This window comes from Bythopirellula goksoeyrii (genome assembly GCF_008065115.1).
GTDB lineage: Bacteria > Planctomycetota > Planctomycetia > Pirellulales > Lacipirellulaceae > Bythopirellula > Bythopirellula goksoeyrii.
The window spans coordinates 4807622-4824762 of the sequence record NZ_CP042913.1; the positions used below are offsets into that span (position 1 = coordinate 4807622).

Annotated in this window: 9 protein-coding genes and 22 tRNA genes; 3 read left to right on the top strand and 28 right to left on the bottom strand. The window is 53.7% G+C overall.

Annotation, left to right across the window (positions count from 1 at the left end):
- Positions 1–33: 33 nt before the first annotated feature.
- On the bottom strand, positions 34–1611 hold the full coding sequence (locus tag Pr1d_RS18920; protein WP_148074995.1) for a bifunctional GNAT family N-acetyltransferase/carbon-nitrogen hydrolase family protein: 1578 nt from the start codon (positions 1609–1611) through the stop codon (positions 34–36).
- Positions 1612–1857: 246 nt separating this feature from the next.
- Between Pr1d_RS18920 and Pr1d_RS18925 the strand changes: the two genes are divergently transcribed.
- Positions 1858–2085 carry a hypothetical protein gene (locus Pr1d_RS18925; protein ID WP_148074996.1) on the top strand — a complete coding sequence of 76 codons (228 nt, stop codon included), beginning with the start codon at positions 1858–1860 and terminating at the stop codon, positions 2083–2085.
- Between the two features lie 370 nt (positions 2086–2455).
- Here Pr1d_RS18925 and Pr1d_RS18930 read toward each other — a convergent pair whose 3' ends face one another.
- Complete coding sequence (locus Pr1d_RS18930) at positions 2456–3766, bottom strand: thioredoxin family protein (protein ID WP_148074997.1); 1311 nt, start codon at positions 3764–3766, stop codon at positions 2456–2458.
- 1542 nt (positions 3767–5308) lie between these two features.
- Here Pr1d_RS18930 and rho point away from each other — a divergent pair.
- Together rho and Pr1d_RS18940 are read left to right on the top strand one after the other, a co-directional pair.
- The gene (gene rho / locus Pr1d_RS18935; RefSeq protein ID WP_148074998.1) at positions 5309–6622 is read left to right on the top strand and encodes a transcription termination factor Rho; all 1314 of its coding nucleotides are present in this window, start codon (positions 5309–5311) and stop codon (positions 6620–6622) included.
- A gap of 94 nt (positions 6623–6716) precedes the next feature.
- A tRNA-Ser gene (locus Pr1d_RS18940) sits at positions 6717–6798 on the top strand.
- 284 nt (positions 6799–7082) lie between these two features.
- On the opposite strand, the gene Pr1d_RS18945 is transcribed toward Pr1d_RS18940, so the two are convergent.
- The 26 genes from Pr1d_RS18945 to Pr1d_RS19070 form a co-directional block, all read right to left on the bottom strand.
- Positions 7083–8189 carry a slipin family protein gene (locus Pr1d_RS18945; RefSeq protein WP_148074999.1) on the bottom strand — a complete coding sequence of 369 codons (1107 nt, stop codon included), beginning with the start codon at positions 8187–8189 and terminating at the stop codon, positions 7083–7085.
- 468 nt (positions 8190–8657) lie between these two features.
- Positions 8658–8723 (bottom strand) — tRNA-Asn (locus Pr1d_RS18950).
- Positions 8724–8840: 117 nt separating this feature from the next.
- Positions 8841–8912, bottom strand: a tRNA-Leu gene (locus Pr1d_RS18955).
- A gap of 223 nt (positions 8913–9135) precedes the next feature.
- Positions 9136–9206, bottom strand: a tRNA-Glu gene (locus tag Pr1d_RS18960).
- A gap of 107 nt (positions 9207–9313) precedes the next feature.
- Positions 9314–9388: transfer RNA gene (locus Pr1d_RS18965), tRNA-Leu, on the bottom strand.
- A gap of 8 nt (positions 9389–9396) precedes the next feature.
- Positions 9397–9471 (bottom strand) — tRNA-Asp (locus Pr1d_RS18970).
- Between the two features lie 16 nt (positions 9472–9487).
- Positions 9488–9602 (bottom strand) — tRNA-OTHER (locus Pr1d_RS18975).
- A 5-nt stretch (positions 9603–9607) separates the two neighbouring features.
- Positions 9608–9679 (bottom strand) — tRNA-Leu (locus Pr1d_RS18980).
- Between the two features lie 12 nt (positions 9680–9691).
- Positions 9692–9764: transfer RNA gene (locus Pr1d_RS18985), tRNA-OTHER, on the bottom strand.
- 6 nt (positions 9765–9770) lie between these two features.
- Positions 9771–9855 (bottom strand) — tRNA-Ser (locus Pr1d_RS18990).
- A 5-nt stretch (positions 9856–9860) separates the two neighbouring features.
- Positions 9861–9931 (bottom strand) — tRNA-Gln (locus Pr1d_RS18995).
- A gap of 18 nt (positions 9932–9949) precedes the next feature.
- Positions 9950–10024 (bottom strand) — tRNA-Gln (locus tag Pr1d_RS19000).
- Positions 10025–10043: 19 nt separating this feature from the next.
- Positions 10044–10115: transfer RNA gene (locus Pr1d_RS19005), tRNA-Gly, on the bottom strand.
- A 6-nt stretch (positions 10116–10121) separates the two neighbouring features.
- A tRNA-Ser gene (locus Pr1d_RS19010) sits at positions 10122–10205 on the bottom strand.
- Between the two features lie 7 nt (positions 10206–10212).
- Positions 10213–10287, bottom strand: a tRNA-Asn gene (locus Pr1d_RS19015).
- An 8-nt stretch (positions 10288–10295) separates the two neighbouring features.
- A tRNA-Pro gene (locus Pr1d_RS19020) sits at positions 10296–10369 on the bottom strand.
- A 5-nt stretch (positions 10370–10374) separates the two neighbouring features.
- Positions 10375–10445 (bottom strand) — tRNA-Gly (locus tag Pr1d_RS19025).
- A gap of 306 nt (positions 10446–10751) precedes the next feature.
- A tRNA-Ile gene (locus Pr1d_RS19030) sits at positions 10752–10824 on the bottom strand.
- A 4-nt stretch (positions 10825–10828) separates the two neighbouring features.
- Positions 10829–10899, bottom strand: a tRNA-Lys gene (locus Pr1d_RS19035).
- A 160-nt stretch (positions 10900–11059) separates the two neighbouring features.
- A tRNA-Pro gene (locus Pr1d_RS19040) sits at positions 11060–11132 on the bottom strand.
- Positions 11133–11143: 11 nt separating this feature from the next.
- A tRNA-Glu gene (locus Pr1d_RS19045) sits at positions 11144–11215 on the bottom strand.
- A gap of 38 nt (positions 11216–11253) precedes the next feature.
- Positions 11254–11325, bottom strand: a tRNA-Phe gene (locus tag Pr1d_RS19050).
- 629 nt (positions 11326–11954) lie between these two features.
- A complete protein-coding gene (gene araA, locus Pr1d_RS19055; protein ID WP_148075000.1) occupies positions 11955–13439 on the bottom strand; it encodes an L-arabinose isomerase in 1485 nt (494 codons plus the stop codon).
- Between the two features lie 12 nt (positions 13440–13451).
- Positions 13452–14156, bottom strand: coding sequence for an L-ribulose-5-phosphate 4-epimerase (locus tag Pr1d_RS19060; protein WP_148075001.1), 705 nt, complete (start codon positions 14154–14156; stop codon positions 13452–13454).
- Complete coding sequence (locus Pr1d_RS19065) at positions 14149–15846, bottom strand: ribulokinase (protein WP_148075002.1); 1698 nt, start codon at positions 15844–15846, stop codon at positions 14149–14151. The genes Pr1d_RS19060 and Pr1d_RS19065 overlap by 8 nt, the downstream gene beginning before the upstream one ends.
- A 281-nt stretch (positions 15847–16127) precedes the next feature.
- Complete coding sequence (locus Pr1d_RS19070; protein WP_210417776.1) at positions 16128–17135, bottom strand: zinc-binding alcohol dehydrogenase family protein; 1008 nt, start codon at positions 17133–17135, stop codon at positions 16128–16130.
- Positions 17136–17141 lie beyond the last annotated feature (6 nt).

Sequence of the window (17141 nt, forward strand, 5' to 3'; positions counted from 1 at the left end):
ATGGAACATTGCACATTGGAAATTCCCCCAGTCCTATTCCACATACACCACCTCTACCGGAGTCAGCGCGTTCACCTCGTAGAGGTCACTGCGGCGATCTTGCAACGGCTTCACGCTCCCCAAATCGCGCTGGACGGCCAGGTCGTTGAGGTCTAATTCTGAGATCACCACGGTTTCGAAATTCGGCTCGGCTTCGGCCATGATTCCGTCCATCGGAAACGCGACATCGCATGGGGTACAGACGGCCGCCTGACCGTAGTTGACCAAGAAGCTGCGAACCTGAGGAAGGTTCCCCACACAGCCGGCGAGCACCACGTAGATGATGTTTTCCACAGCACGTGCCTGAGCACAGTGGCGGACCCTGTGGTAGCTCTTGCGTTCGTCAGTCGCAAAGGGAACGAAGAGCACGTCGATACCCTTGACTGTCAGGAGCCGAGCCAACTCAGGAAACTCCACGTCGTAGCAAATGAGAATTCCGATCCTACACAATGGGGTATCAAACACCTTCAGCTTATCACCAGGCTGCACATCATAATAATGCCGTTCTACCGAGGTGATATGTAGTTTGTCCTGGGTGTAGACATTGCCGCTGGGGGTAATCAAATGAGCCGTGTTGCGGAGTTCGCCTTCGATATCAACGGGGGTGGAACCGCCGATGATGAACAGGCCGTAATCAGCGGCCGTTTTCTTGAAGAGTTCAAGGTAGCGTTCATGATACCCGGCAACCTCCCGAACTGCCTCCAAGGATTCCATATCAGGCGGTAACATACTGAAAAGCTGGGCGGTAAACAACTCGGGAAAGAGCAAGAAGTGACAATGATATTCGTTGGCTGTCTGAGCGAAGAACTCGACCTGGCGCTCAAGGTCGTTCCAGGAAGTGACAGGCCGCAATTGGTACTGCGCAGCGCAAACACGCACTTTGCGGTTCGGCCGGCGAATTGGCGCCCCAGCGATCATCCGCTTGGCAGGGTCAAACGAAGGATTCTCCAGCTGAAGGAAAGTCGCATAGTTCATACTCTCGCCATCGGTCAGATAGGCATAGTGAACCCCAAGTACTTCGTAGCCGGCCTTCAGATGCGCGGACAAAGCCATGTCCTTCAACTCGCCCTGCTTCACTTTCTCGATGTATTTCTCAGGTGTCATCTTCTTGGAATATTGGCTGTAGCCTGGAATCCGACCACCCCCGACCATGCGACGCAGATTGAGCCTCTTCATGAGTGCCTTGCGACGAACATACAATTTGGCCGCCACCCCCTGTCCTCGATACTTGGGATGGACCGCGATGTCCGAGCCATACAGCGTGTCACCACTGGGATCGTGAGTGCTGAACGTACCGACTCCAGTGATCTCGTTGTAGGAATACCAGGGAGAGTCCTCGTCCAAAAGTACAATCAACGAAGTACAGTATCCGATTACCTGGCCTTCGTATTCGGCCAGAAACTGCCCCTCAGAAAACGCTTCGAGCTGCATCTCCATTTTCCGCTCGTCGCAGATACTCTCCTTGGCTATATGTGGATAGGCCGCCTTCTGACATTCGACAATGGCAGGAATATCCGACTTTTTCCAACGGCGGACTTTTACAGCAAGTTTCTGATCGGGAGCTTTGGCCATGCGTGGCATCCTGCGGGGAAGTGTGCTTGAAATTCAGTAGTTATCCTACTGGCTAACATGTCGATTACCTACCCGAATTTAGTTGCTGGGCGAAGCAGACAGCGAATTGCTTTCAGTCAGACATCACCCCCTGTGTCCGAAAGTGGTGCGCTATCGCACTTGCTGACGTTTGTGGTCAATCTGCTATAATAGAATTTCAACCTGATTCTTTTAGCTTCTCCCCATATGGTATCCCCAGAGCCCCTTATGTGTGACTCGCAACAAGACCAACTCGTCGCCTGGCTCAAGGAGCAAGGCCATTCTCCCGTAGAGATCGAAAAGATTATGGCAAAGGTCGCCGAGTACGATGCGCAGACCTTGCGCGAGTCGATTTTCGATTCGATCAATTCAGGGCATATCGATCTGTCGGCCCTGGTGCGAGAGGCGCTCGCTGCAGACGAAGGTCAGGAAGGTGTCGATACGACACGGGAATAGGGAGAAGCCGTCTACCTCTGTCCGACTCAGTGAGTCGGAGAACTCATCATTCCGACTCGGAAAGTCAGACAACAAAGCAGAGATACCAGCGCATAAAAAGGGAGCCTCTCTAAACTTGCCGAGCTTGGTATTACGCAGAGTCTCGAGATTCACTGCGATTGACTGATTCTTCGGACCAGCTCGCCGTCGGCATTTAACGCTTACAGAGGCTCAGTATTCAAGATAGCCAGATGGACTTAGCGAAGCAAGTATTTTTGCTTGTGAATGCGATTGGCAAGTGAAAACAGACAAGATGTCTGCCCCACGGAGGTGGTAGCCGACTTCGCAAAACTATCCCAAACCTCCCTAACTCACTACCCTACATCTGCGCTTATCTTAAGACGGTACCACCGGCCGTAGACGTCATGCGATTCATGGCTTGCTTCACGCCCGCTGCGAATTGATCGGGCTGTGCTTTGAACTGCTCCATGGTCTCTTGCGATGCGAAAAGATAAAAGGCACCGCGGTATTCAAAGCCGAAACGGCGCGAGCCTTCCACGATTTGGTTCTGCTCCAACAGCATTACCGGATCCATTCCCGAGAAAACGGGACAGTAGGCATCAGGATTGGAGAAGAACTGCTGACGTTGCTCGTCGGAAGTAAACAAGAAAGTGCGGCCGCGATGAATGGCCCCAAACTTTGGATTACCGGCTACCCACTTGTGTGCTGATTTGAGTGTCACCGGGCAGTACCCATCGAATGCCAAAGGTGGACTTCCTTCGGGTACTTGAGGAGAGAGCGCGATATGGGACGCGGCAGCGACATGGGATGCCGCTGGATTCATCACTTGGACAGGAGCCGGAGATTGGGACGCGGCAGGCTTGGCTTGGACAACTGCTCCGCCGAAGTTATTCTGCGGTGCTGTTGTGGCATGCGAAACTGACTGGGCAGGATAACTGTTGGGCATCGCATTCGCTGGCACAGTGACTGCAGCCTGAGGATTCTGTTTTGCACCTGGAGGGGCATAGGCATTGCTGGCGACTGGCGACGCCGAGGCAACCGTATTGCTAGGCTTGGAAGTGTAGGGATTGTTGGTCAATCCAGGTTGTCCGGATTGCGAAGCGGCAGGACTCTGCGACTGTGGTCTGGTCGCCTGAGGAAAAGTTGACTGGGCAAATTGATTCTGCTGTTGTTGCTTGTACTGCCCCACCTGAAGGCCGGCGTAAGCAGTTTGTACAGGTTGCTCGGCAGAAGAACCCTGACTCGCTTGATAGAGTTGATAGTGATCCGACAGATTCGAGAGTTGAGTAATATAATCTGAGCCGTTTTGAGGACACGACAGTTTCGCAACAACATTTCCCTGCGAAGAAAGCACCACTTCCGATGGAACTCGTTCCACCTGATAGGCACTAGCTAGGGCCTTTGCTGACTCCGCATCGATCTTGACTGGGATGTATTTTTGCTCAAGTGCTTCGGCAATCTGGGGTTGTGAGAAGACGCTTTCGTCGAGCATGCGACAAGGCCCGCAGGAAGAGGTATAGAAATGAAGGAGCACCAACTTACCTGATTGAGCTGCCTCGATCTTGGCTGCGTCGAGATTGTCGCGCCAGCGCACGGCTTCGTCGCCATAGGAAAGCGGAGCCGACATGGCCCCGACCAGCAAGGAAAGAAGAGTGAATGAGAAAAGCTTCTTGATGCTCATGGCGATTCCGTTCGCAATTGTTCTATTTATGATTCGTGAACTAACCAAGTCCGTCGATCAAATGCAGCCAATGGCAGCACTCGAACAAACGGCATACAGGCCCACCCAAAAAAGTGCCTCTGGTCGGTTAGATCGGGCATGGGTGGAGGGAGACTTTGTTAAAATCGTCCGATTAGCCAAAGATTGCCGATTAATCTGGCCTTTCTGCTGTCATCAAAGCAATAGCACGGCAATCAACGAATGGCGTAACCCCTTTGACTACATGATCTTATGGACTTTACTTCAGCCGAATTGCGCTAGCACCCAGCTTGTTACCCACCTCCGAACTAACCGGCCACTCGTGTGAAACGGCTGGATTTTACTAGAAGGCATCCAATCGGCAGGTGAACTTCGGAAAATCGCTCCAACTTGCCCTCAAAGTGGCGGAATAATCTTGACAAAGATAAGTCTATGGCTAATACTGTGTTGAGTTCATAACCCTGCGCGTTTGGCAGGTTCTATCGGCCATTGTTCGGCTTCTTCGCTGGTTTTTTAGAAGGCCCTTGTTTCGAAAGACCCCGCGAAGAACAGGCACTCTCGCTTGTGGGTTGAAGTTTGTCCAATTCCGGTATCTGAATCCAGTAGAGTGATTCCCGGTTGCGATTTAGACGTTTCTGCCCGCAGTGAATCGGCCGATTGCTTGACTACGAAACTACTTTTTGATCAAAGGTTTAAATTGCTTTATTTATTCTTCGCCAAACGTAATGCGAAGTAGCAAATGTCGCTGATTAGTTGTGATAGGGCTGGCATTTCTTACTGCCGCTGCATAGACTAACGGCACTCTGAAACACATGAGGATAGGGTTTCCTGACTGCGTTTACTTCTTGGCCTAATTTCCGGGCTGTTTTTCGGGATAGGCATGACAAACCGTCAGGATAGATCAGCAGTCAATTGCACCATTAGATTCATCGCATTCCGGTGAATGAATCCATCGATTGGGAGCACACCTTCTGTAAGGTTTTGGGGAGACGGAGACTCCCGGTTGCTCCCATAAAACGATGCAGGTGAAATTACACTTCCGACGGCTAGTTTGCGATCGAGAAACGATTATCGGCAACGCAACTGGTCGGGAAACAACCGTAAGGTTTTTGAAATCTCACCCATAGGTGGGATAGGTTGGCAAGTGGGAAATTCTGGTAGTTACGGTGAGATTGTTTTCGTCGCCAGACAGCCTACTTGCTTAGATTGAAGCGGACTTAGTTGCCCGGGAAACGGGGTCGCCTTCGACCATAGTTTTGACGGGACGGCGTTGTTTATCAAGCTGCGCCCTTTTGCAACGACGACCCTTCGCAGAGGATTTGCTTCCGTTTGTCGGACGCATGCTTTCAACTCGGGCTCTGCCCAGTCGGAAAGACTCGCCGTCGAGTCTAGACTGTTTTGGTCTGGATTAGGCGAAGCGATCAATCGATAGTTTTCACGGTGGCCGTTTTGGCCAATTTGATGTTGCCCGTTGATATGAGTAGTGGCAACTTTTTGACAGTAACTTTTGGGATTTAGATTGTGATGGCGAACAAGCGTCAAAGATCAGGCGGGTCTGGTGGATCCGGTGGCGGTCGATACCGCGGTAGAAACAACAACAACAATGGTCGGCCCTCTAATCGGTCTGGCGGAGGCAATCGCGGCGGGAACCGTCGGCGAGGTTCCTATCAAGACTCGCAAGAACCCGATTACACGGAGAGTGGCGATCCTTTGCCCTTGGTCCCTGGTTCGGGTGTCTTAGAGATGCATCCCAATGGCTACGGTTTTCTGAGAAACCCGTCGACAAACTTCACTCGCGAACGGTCCGATCCTTTCGTCCCCGGCACGATGATCGAGAAATTCGGCCTTCGCGAAGGGCTCTTGCTCAGCGGCATGGTCCAGCACCACCGCAAGCAACAGGGGCCTCGTTTGCGAGAACTCTTGGACGTCGATGGGATAGCTCCCGAAGATTATCTCGACGTAAAGAACTTCGATCAACTGACGCCCATCAACCCTGAAGAGTGGTTTAAATTGGAGACGGGTGAAGAACCAATTAGCACTCGAGTGATGGACTTGCTTACGCCGCTTGGCAAAGGACAGCGAGCCTTGATCGTTGCCCCACCTCGTACTGGCAAGACGGTGCTTCTGCAGCATATCAGCAATGCGATCTCAACGAATTACCCCAACGTAGCGTTGATGGTCTTGCTGATTGATGAAAGGCCGGAAGAAGTGACCGACATGCGGCGCAACATCGTCAATGGCGATGTGTTTGCCAGCAGTCTGGATAATGACGTGGAAAGTCACGTTCGCTTGTCCCAACTCGTCATTGCCCGTTGTCAGCGATTGTCTGAGATGGGCAAGGACGTCTTCATGCTCATGGATTCGATCACGCGTCTGGCTCGCGCATTTAACAAGTGGGTCGGCAACACCGGCCGCACGATGAGTGGTGGTGTGGACATCAAAGCGATGGACGTACCGAAAAAGTTGTTTGCCACGGCTCGTGCGTTCGAAGAAGGTGGCTCACTCACCATCGTCGGCACGGCATTGATCGATACGGGAAGCCGCATGGATGACCTGATCTTTCAGGAGTTCAAGGGAACGGGCAACATGGAATTGGTACTCGATCGCAAGCTAGCCGACCGCCGAGTATGGCCGGCTATTGATATTGAGCAGTCTGGCACGCGGCGCGAAGAGAAGTTGCTTCCGCCCCAGACTCTGCATGCGACGACTATGCTGCGGCGAACCCTTTCATCGATGCATCATATTGATGCGATGGAGCAACTCACTTCAAAATTGAGCAAGTTCAAATCGAATGATGAGTTCGTCAACCTGATTCAAGGCGCGAACGCCGTTGATTGAGCAAGGCCTCAACTCTTTTGAGGCTATCTAGATTGAGGAGCGATTGCATTTGCAGTCGACCGTTTCTATCATAGCGTTTCCGGGCAACCTGTTCGGAGGGTAAGCGAATGGCTAGCGGCCTGATTGGAATTCAGGTGCCGGGTAACCGGTTGTGGGTTCGAGTCCCATGCCCTCCGCTCTGATTTTCCTGGCAATTTCAGGGTTGTTGGAACATCCAGAGGGTCTCGGTGAAGCTTGCCAACCTTGCCAATTGTGGCCAAATCGAACCAGCCCTGTAGAAAAGGTGCGTTTCGATCTACACAAAAAGTATGTGAACAGCCATGAAAATCGAAGTTTACGGCTATTCTATTATTCTAATCTAATCATGTGCTCATTCGATCTTGAATGTTTTCTACAGAGCCTTTGTGAGTCATTATAGAAGAAACCGGAGACCAGAATCACTCCCGGCCTCCGGCGTTCATTACAGCAGGTTCACAACCCGATCAGCTAGGCCCTTTTCACCCAAGACCACATTGAGCTTACCGCTCGACGCGATTTTCTCCAGAACTTCCAGTTCTCGGAGTCGCATGAGGGTCGGGTTGTCGGCCAGTAGCTTGGCGGTGTTTGCCTGGCTACGCATTGCCGCCGTTTCCTCACGTCGAGAAATCAGGTTGGCCTCGGCCGCCTTCTTGGCCTCGGTGACCTTGTTCATCAGGTCTTTCATGTCGCCAGGTAGGATGACATCACGGACACCTACCGAAACAACTTCCAGACCCAGATCACCTGCACGCTGGCTAACCTGCTCTTCGAACTCGCTAGTAACGGCATCCTTGTCGGTCAGGAACGAATCCAAATCGCGGGTACCAACGACAGCACGCAAAGCCAACTGTGCCTCACGGTACAGCGACTGCTTTTCGCCGTCAGAGATGGTGACAGCCTTACGGGCATCCGTGATGCGGTACGTGACCAGAGCGTTCATACGCAAGGTGACCTTGTCGGCAGTCATGATTTCCTGACCCGCCACATCCAAAGCCTGCTCACGCATGTCGACCTCGACAACCTTCGAATCAGCCACGTTCTTCCAGAACGCGTACTGACCTGGTGCCAACGTCTCCACGTAGTCGCCGTCCTGGAACGACACACCGACATGGTTTCGTTCAACCGAGCAGATGTCGAGCATCTGAGCAGCGTAAGGAGACCGGACAATCGTCTTCAAGTCACCGTGCTGCAAACGGACCTCGCGGGCATCGATCACTTCGATACGAACGTCCTTGAAGCCCGTCCAGTAAGCGCATAGCCCTGGCGGCAACACGTGGCTGAAACGACCCTCAATCCAAACTAGTGCACGCTCATAGTCCTTCAGGTCAATGACCTTAGCGACGTCCGTAAGCGCACCACTCTTGACGATCACATCCAGCTTGTCGTGCGTGATCAATGGTTCTCGCTGTGAGACCACGTCGACGCGGACCTTCCACAGGGGATCGAACAACCAATGTCGACCCTTGGTCAGCAATCGCTGGAATTCACCGTCGCGGAAGTACAAACCGACTTCATAGCTGCGAATTCTCACTCTCTTAAATAGCATCATGAGGTTGTACCTCCTTTCTGGCCGAAACATGTTTGCGGTCGGCTCGCCACACATTCAAAACAACTGCGTACAGGGAGTTGAGGACTAATGATTTAAGTATTTGGTTCGCAATAGATCAAAATAAAAACGCCCTCGGGCAGCGGAACGAATCGCTTGGTCACACATCCGTACGCGGAGTGCAATTTGAGCGGTCATGTTCGCCGCATCTTTCAGTTGCTTTCACCAGTGAGGCCGTCACGAGCATGGCTCGTTAGGCGACACGCAGCTTCCGCAACCTTCAGACACAGCGTGCGTGAAAGCGGTATCCACGCACTGCATAGCGTCGGTATGTGTTGCCGCCACGCCATCGTCTCACCGAAGTGAACACGACAACGCGCGACTGACGAAACAACCGTTCGCTGCCCTTGGGCTTCATGGTGACGCTTTCGCGCCGGTTCCTTTCGCAAAGGGCAGGTTCTTAGCCTGCGGTGCGGTACGGGAGTCGAACCCGTGACAGCCAGGTTAACAGCCTGGTGCTCTACCAACTGAGCTAACCTTGTGGCGGTCTCGTGCGCCTTCGTAACAACCCAAACACGGAACACACAACACCAACCGGTTGAGTGGGGTGCAGTGCGCCGCTGGCCCAGCGCCATCAAAACCTCGCATTCAAAGAGACGCCGGTGGGAGTCGAACCCACAAAATCACTAGGCTCTCGACCTAGTCGCTTTGCCAGTTTGCGTACCCAGTCAAATTAAGTGGCGGGTTCGGGTGTCGCACCCGACGATCCAGGCTTATGAGGCCCGGCTGAGCACTGGCTCACCCGCGCTAGTACTTCTAGTAGCCAAGGGGCCCTTTAATTGGTGACATGGCGAACTCCCACGCCACAAGTGGCATGACATTCTGAGTGTCGCGCCGACCAACCTAACGGTCGGTGCCCGCCGTTCCACCACTTGGCCATATTCATCAGTAGCCCGTACGGGAATCGAACCCGTGCCGCGAGATTGAGGGTCTCGCATCCTGCCGCTAGACCAACGGGCCATCATGTATCAAATGGGTCGTGAAGGAATTGAACCTCTCGTCGCCCACCCCGCTTGTTTTCGGACAGCTGATTTACAGTCAGCCGCGAGGAGCACAACCCAAGTAAGTAGCACGGGAGGGATTCGAACCCACATCCACCAAGGTTTGAGCTTGGTCGCTCTGCCAAATTGGCGTACCGCGCCTTAGCAAGCGTCCCCGATGGGATTTGAACCCACGGCCTCCACCTTGACAGGGTGGCGAGCACTCCAAGCTGCTCCACGAGGACATTGTCTTGTTTGCAGTGGCTCAGGTGGGACTCAAACCCACAGCATCCGAGTGCTTCGTCACTTCAATTGCGACAAGTAGTCGAAGCACTAGGTTCTAAGCCGAGGTGGTCTGCCGATTGCCTACCGAGCCATTAGTACCCAGAGCAGGATTCGAACCTGCAAACACCTGATCCTAAGTCAGGCCGCTCGCCGTTGGCGTATCTGGGCATCAAAGCAAAGTAGTCCTGGGTGGACTCGAACCACCGATCGTCTTCTTGTAAGTAGGCTGCCTTCGCCGCTAGGCCACAGGACTACAAGGCGGAAGTCGAGGGACTCGAACCCCCAAGTCGCGCGAGCGACCAACTGTTTTCAAGACAGTCTCCTCATCCAGCCGGATGACTTCCGTAAGCTGCGGGAGTTGGACTCGAACCAACATCAGAGCGTTCAGAGCGCCCCGTCCTACCGTTGAGCGACCCCGAAGTAGTTTTGTTCTGCTAGTTCCGGGGGTAGGAATCGAACCTACGGACTCCTGCTTCAAAGGCAGGCAACACTACCAGCAGCGTCGACCCCGGAATGTTTTTTTGCATCAAAGAGTGCCCTGTGGGAATCGAACCCACCTCGCCAGCTTGGAAGGCTGGAACCTTTGCCGCTCGGTCAAGGGCACATGCAGCGGAAGGAGAGGGAGTCGAACCCTCAAGGCTCATCGCTCGACTGTTTTCGAAACAGCTGCCATCGCCTATTGGCTTGCTCTTCCGTTTGAGCTGCGGAGGCAGGAATCGAACCTGCGTCGCGACGATTAACAGTCGCCTTCCCGTACCAGCACAGGACCCACCGCATCAATTAGTCAGGACGACTGGATTTGAACCAGCGATCTCGTGCTCCCGAGGCACGCGGAATGCCAAACTTTCCCACGTCCTGAAAAATGCGCCCAGCCGGAATCGAACCGACACATCCTGCATGGCAAGCAGGAAGGCTGCCACTACATCATGGACGCAAGCTATTGCTAACCAAATTGTCAAAGATCGGGGACGCAAAGCGTCCTTAGAGCACCGGGTCGGACTCGAAGCAGTGTTTCACTACCGCCTTCGTCCTTTTTCCTCGCTATCGCTCGGCGGACTCAGTTGCTCTATCCGAGAGCGGAGTCTTCGCCGCTAGACGACCAGTGCTTTGTTACTTTAGTAGGACCGGACCTACCTGCGGTCGGTGCCCGACTCGAACCCTCACCCCGCCGGTTAAGAGCCGCCCCGTTTCTTGGCTACAGGGGCTGCCGCTAACACCTCAGTCCCAAATTGTTGTTCAATTGGCGTGGAAGGAATTGAACCTTCGGCCCGCGACTTATAAGGTCGCCGCTCTCACCACTGAGCTACACGCCAGTAGTGGGGCCGGAGGGATTCGAACCCACACCCACCTGGTTAAAAGCCAGGGATGCTGCCGTTACACCACAACCCTATTGTTGGTTGGGCGTATTTGTTTACATCGCAGGACGATTGACATCATGTTGCTCCTTGCAGTTCGTAAATTGTTGGAAGTGGTAGCCCTGGGAATCGAACTCAGCGCCACCCGGTTATCAGCCGGGTCTGGGCAACCAGCCCTCGACTACCATCTAAGTCGGGCGATTCGGAGTCGAACCGAAACCCTCCTGCTCCCAAAGCAGGCGTGCTTCCATCTGCACCTCCGCCCGATATTTATCAATACCCCGTGAGGGAATCGAACCCTCATCAGCAGATTGAAAGCCTGCTATCCTTGCCAATAGACCAACGGGGCATGTTGTGATTCTTTTATAGCGCACCGGTACCGCAAAGTGGGCTGGGAGGCGCTCGAATCCTCGTATGCGGTGCTTCAAACCGCCGCTATACCGTCTCAGCTACCAGCCCAATTTCGTTTCGGATCGGCCTCTTCGATCGGCAGCAGCCAAAGAAAAAGGCCCGGCGTCGCTATGACACCGGGCCTTGTGGCTCATCAAAGAGTAGGCCAAGTGTCATAATCTCCCATTACCGCTGGCGAGCGCATATATGGGCTGTTCATTCACGGGTTGGGCAAATGATTTATCAGCCGGCAAATATGCCGCCAGAGATCGGGCTATGAAACTTGGTCTTAAATGATTCATTTTGGTTACCTCTATCTAAACTATACCCCAAAAATGGAGCAATGTTTCGTTGGTCTCCCTATAAGAGTGTCAAATCGGTAATTGGTTCGTGCAAAATTCTGAAAATATTGGGAGAAAAAGATTGTGAATCTTATCACGATCTCTATTGTCTGGAGTGAGTAGTTTACGAGATTCGAGTTGATGCGAAGTAACGCCATGAAAATTCTTGTCTGTACGGGAATTATCACATTTACGATTCACCAACAAGCAAATCACCTTTCCGTATTCGGTGAATCAGCGCTGCTGGGTGATTGGAATTCAGGTGCCGGGTAACCGGTTGTGGGTTCGAGTCCCATGCCCTCCGCTCTGATTTTCCGCTTTATTGCAGGGAAAGCTGGCGGGTAGCTTGCTGGTGTTTTAGGACCTCAGCATATCATTCCAGCGGATTTCATTTTTGAAATCACGGATGCGGGTCTCAGCGTCGATTACTAAGAGTTCTACGCCAAGCATCTCTGCAAAGTCTTCGAAATGTTCCGTCGTGAGGGCTTGGCTAAATGTAGGATGATGAGAACCGCCCGCGTAAATCCACGCGGCGGCCGCGACGTTTAAATCGGGAAGTGGCTTCCACAGAGCGCGGGCCACGGGCAGTTTTTCCAGTTTCTGCGGTGGGGTGATTACTTCCACTTCATTGAGGACCATGCGGAAGCGGTTGCCCATGTCCACGATGGTCGCATTCACGGCAGGTCCGGGTGGAGTGTCGAACACCAATCGTACGGGATCTTCTTTGCCGCCGATCCCCAGCGGATGAATCTCACAAGAAGGTTTTCCCTGGGCGATTGAGGGGCAGATCTCCAACATGTGGGCGCCCAAGCAGGTCGCGTCGTTTTCGGTGAGATGATAGGTATAGTCCTCCATGAAAGAGGTGCCTCCCTTCAGGCCTGCGGCCATCACCTTGGCCGCACGGGTCATTGCGGCTGCTTTCCAATCTCCCTCGGCACCGAATCCGAAGCCGTCGTTCATTAGACGCTGCGTCGGTAACCCGGGCAATTGCTTGAGGCCGTGGAGGTTTTCAAAGGTATCGGTGAAGCCGACAAAGCCCCCTTCCGCGAGAAACGCCCTGAGGCCTAGCTCGATCCGGGCTGCATCGCGGAGCGACTCACGACGATCCCCACGTAGTTCAGCCGCTATTTGATAAGTTTCGTCGTACTCACCGCAAAGCTCGTCGACGGCGCTATCGGTGACTTCATTGACGTGCTTGACCACATCGCCCAGGCCATAGCCGTTCACTGAATAACCCAGCTGCAACTGCGCGGCGACTTTGTCACCCTCGGTGACAGAGACCTCACGCATGTTGTCGCCGATTCGGGCGAACTTGGCGGAGCGAGAGTCGGCAAGCGCTGCCGCGGCACGAGTCCAAACCCCTACTTGACGTTGTACGCGTTTTTCTTGCCAATGGCCAACGACCACTTTTCTTGGCAGCCGCATGCGGCTGCAGATGAAACCGAATTCTCGTCCCCCATGAGCGGACTGATTCGTGTTCATGAAATCCATGTCGATCGTCGACCAGGGGATTTCACTGTTGAACTGGGTATGCAGATGCAGAAACGGTTTGCTGAGTACATTGAGCCCGGCGATCCACATCTTGGCTGGGGAAAAAGTGTGCATCCAGGTCACCAGGCCGATGCATTCAGGCGCGCTGTTGGCGGCCTGGCAGAGAGCGAGAATCTCCTCGGGGGTCTTCAGGACAGGCTTGTGCATGATGCGCACGGGCACGTCGGCCGATTCGGCCAAGCCCTGAGCCACCAGCTGGGCGTGTGCGTCCACCTCGCGGAGTGTTTCTTCGCCATAGAGGTGCTGGCTGCCGGTGACGAACCATACTTCATATTTTTTGAGATCGATCATTCGCTAGACTTCCTATGGATCTGAGTCGGGTACCTGGCCGTAATAGGCATCAGGACCATGTTTACGCAGAAAGTGTTTGTCTAGAACATACGCTTCCAACGGAAGAGGATCAGTGACTAATTGCCGTACCCCGAGGGCCATTTCGGCGACAGCTTCTAAGGCGATGGCATTGTCGACTGACTTCCCTGGCGTGGGTCCCCAGACAAATGGGGCGTGTCCTGCCACCAACACCGCTGGCATCGCCACGGGATCCAGTTCGGCAAACCGTTCGACAATCACCTGTCCTGTGTTCACTTCATAGGCGTCGTTGACTTCCTCTTCAGTAAGCGGTCGCGTGACCGGCACGGAACCATAGAAGTGGTCGGCATGGGTTGTGCCGAGACAGGGAATATCCTGCCGTGCTTGGGCAAAGATTGTCGCATAGCGGCTGTGGGTGTGGGTAATTCCACCAATAGTCTTGAAGTTGCGATACAGCAGCACATGGGTGGGTGTGTCGCTGGAGGGTCGTAAGCTGCCCTCGATGACATTGCCCTCTAGATCAACGACGACCATGTGTTTTTGCTGCAACTCATCGTAAGAGACGCCACTGGCCTTGATCACGACATGCTCGCGGTCCTCACTGATGCCACTGGCGTTTCCCCAGGTGAGCGTCACGAGACCATGTTTTACGAGATCGAGATTGGCCTGACAGACCTCTTCCTTGAGTTGTTCAAGCATCGGGTGACTCCTTACGGACACGATGGCGGATCGCGATCAGATCTTTCATTATGTGGGATAGCGACCCTGAATAGGCTTCTGTGCCAAAGGCATCATGCAGGTTGCTGTAGATCTTGTACAACTCTTGATAGACGGCCACATTCTCATCAATCGGCTGGTAGATGGTTTCTTTCACCCCCGTCATGTTCGCTTGGGCCGCCTCAACGGAGGGATAGGCCTGTGCAGCTACCGCGCCAAAAATCGCTGCGCCCAAGGCACAGGTCTGGGCGGAGCGGCTGATTTTCATGGGCCGATTACAGACGTCGGCGTAGATTTGCATCACCATGGGGTTCTTCTCGGCGATCCCTCCACAGTTGATAACCTCTTCCACATGCACACCATACTCTTCCATGCGGTTGATGATCGTCAGCGCACCAAAGGCGGTCGCTTCGACCAATGCGCGGTACACCTCAGCGGCCGTGGTGTGCAAGTTCTGACCGACGATGAGGCCGGTCAGCAGCGGATCAACCAGCACCGTGCGGTTGCCATTGTTCCAGTCCAGTGCCACCAATCCTGATTCGCCTGGCTTGAGTCGATCGGCTTCTTCGGTGAGTTTTATGTGAGCATCGCTGCCGTACTTGGCAGGCGTAAGTTGTTTGACGAACCAATTGAAGATGTCGCCCACGGCACTCTGGCCCGCTTCCAGCCCATACATTCCAGGCATGATCGACTCAGGTACAATCCCACAAAGACCTGGAACATCGGGCAACTCATCAGCCAGCGGGGCGGGCATGCAGTCGCAAGTGCTGGTTCCCATGATTTTTACGAGGGTTCCCTTTCCGCAACCTGCTCCGACAGCACCCATGTGGGCGTCAAACGCCCCGACTGCAACGGGGATACCCGCTTTCAAGCCCACCTTCTCAGCGACCTCCGCCGAGAGTTTCCCCGCCTGATGATCGGACGCCACCGCGGGCGTTGTGTACCGAAACCGCGACAAGCCAGGCTCAATTGAATCGAGAAACTCCGCACTCGGCAGGCCACCCCAGTCGGTGTGATACATTGCCTTGTGGCCGGCGGCACAAATGCTCCGCGCGAGCGAGTCGGGGTCGGTACTGCCGGTAACAAACGCCGGGACGAAGTCCGCCAATTCTACCCAGGAGTACGTCGCATTGGCGACGTCTGGCGCATTTCGCATGCAGTGGAGAATCTTGGACCAGTACCACTCGGACGAATAGGTGCCACCACACTTGGCCAGGTAGGGCAGCCCCTGTTCGGAAGCTGCACGTGTAATCTCTTGCGCCTCGGCATGCGAGGTGTGATCTTTCCAGAGCCAGGCATGGGCGGCCAGGGTGTCCTTGAATTCGGGAAGCGTTCCCAGAGCCATTCCTTCTCTGTTGACAGGAATTGGCGTGGAACCGGTGGTGTCGACTCCGATGCCAACCACTTGATCGGCAGAAAAGCCGTCCACCTTTGCCGCTTCGCTAACAGCACTCGCTACCGACTGGTAAAAACCTTCGATGTAATCCGCCGGGTTCTGGCGAGCTAAGTTGGGATCCTTGGGATCAAGCAGGATCCCCGCCTCGCCGCTGGGGTAGTCGAACACCGCTGTAGCAATCTCGGCGCCGGTGCCAATGTCGACTACCAATGCACGTACGCTGTTGGTGCCATAGTCAACGCCAATGGAGAATTGTTTGTCTGAGGATTCTGTCATGCTTGAAATCCAAAAAACTTGAATCGATAGTTCACTTGTTGGGTTACATTTCCCAAGTCGGAAAGTAGATACCCGGTATTGTGAATCAAACGGAACAAAAAAGTTAGGGGCTTTTCGTTGAATCGGTTTTTTCTACAAGGAATTTGCACTTATCCAGAAGTAAATCCCTTGTTTCTTTCAGTTGAATTAACGAGGAATTTTCCCTTGACCAACTCACACCATGGAAGTGGTACCGGCAATCCCTCCGCCTTATTAGAGGATCGAACCAGTAACAAGAGAGCCTAACCCAAATCCACCTGAATCTTCGTGAATCCCGCGGGAGCCTCGCTCCACTGATGCAGAATAGTGCCTGCTTCCAAGAGAGGCACACAAGCGGTTATCACGTTCTCCACAGGAAATGAGCCACCTTCCAATAGCCCAATCACTGCTTGGAAATCTTCTTCCATGGCATTGCGGGACCCAAGTATGTCCAGTTCCTTCATGACAAAGAATTTGGTTTCATATTCGACTGGGGCTTTCGCGTAGCCGATATAGACGACTCTTCCTGCAAAGGAAACCTCCTCGACTGCGCTGCGAAACGTCTGCCCAAGCCCGACCGCTTCCACAATCACCTCAGGGCCACGGCCCTCGGTTAGCTCTTGAAGTTGCTCATGGAGTGATCCTTGCAATGAGTTGATGCCGATAGAGGCTCCGCACTTGCAAGCCAATTCCAGTTTACTATCGTCCACATCAATGGCGATAACTCGTGCCCCGCGAACTGCTGCGCCGGCAATCACTCCGAGACCAATCGCACCGCAACCAAATATGGCTACGGTATCCTCAGATGTAACCCGCCCTCGAGCAACAGCGTGGAAACCGACCGTTAAGGGTTCGACCAATGCCATTTCAGTTAGTGAAAGCTTGGAGGATGTCAACAGCTTGTCATGAGGCGCCACAAAGTACTCAGCCATCGCTCCGTCACGTTGCACTCCAAGTGTTTCATTGTGCTGGCAACAATTGACGCGTCCTTGGCGACAGGCCGCACAGCGACCACAGGCTGTGTATGGCAAGACCAAGACGTCTTGGCCACACTTCCACTTATCGGGAACTTCTGTACCCACCGACTCGATAGTCGCCCCGATTTCATGACCAGGGACGCGAGGGTAGTTCACCAGCGGATTCAAACCGCGATAGGTACTCAAATCACTTCCACAAAAACCGACGACCCGCGTTCGCAGTAGCACATCGTTAGGGCCGGGGATTGGTCGATCTTTCTCGATGATGCTAGTGGATCCCGGTCTATCAATCACGAGTGA

What these genes read in the sequence shown, in the direction of transcription:
- Pr1d_RS19060 (WP_148075001.1), bottom strand. Translation starts at nt 14,156, where the DNA reads ATGCTTGAACAACTCAAGGAAGAGGTCTGTCAGGCCAATCTCGATCTC.
- Pr1d_RS18920 (WP_148074995.1), bottom strand. Translation starts at nt 1,611, where the DNA reads ATGGCCAAAGCTCCCGATCAGAAACTTGCTGTAAAAGTCCGCCGTTGG.
- rho (WP_148074998.1), top strand. Translation starts at nt 5,309, where the DNA reads ATGGCGAACAAGCGTCAAAGATCAGGCGGGTCTGGTGGATCCGGTGGC.
- Pr1d_RS18925 (WP_148074996.1), top strand. Translation starts at nt 1,858, where the DNA reads ATGTGTGACTCGCAACAAGACCAACTCGTCGCCTGGCTCAAGGAGCAA.
- Pr1d_RS19065 (WP_148075002.1), bottom strand. Translation starts at nt 15,846, where the DNA reads ATGACAGAATCCTCAGACAAACAATTCTCCATTGGCGTTGACTATGGC.
- Pr1d_RS18945 (WP_148074999.1), bottom strand. Translation starts at nt 8,189, where the DNA reads ATGATGCTATTTAAGAGAGTGAGAATTCGCAGCTATGAAGTCGGTTTG.
- Pr1d_RS18930 (WP_148074997.1), bottom strand. Translation starts at nt 3,766, where the DNA reads ATGAGCATCAAGAAGCTTTTCTCATTCACTCTTCTTTCCTTGCTGGTC.
- araA (WP_148075000.1), bottom strand. Translation starts at nt 13,439, where the DNA reads ATGATCGATCTCAAAAAATATGAAGTATGGTTCGTCACCGGCAGCCAG.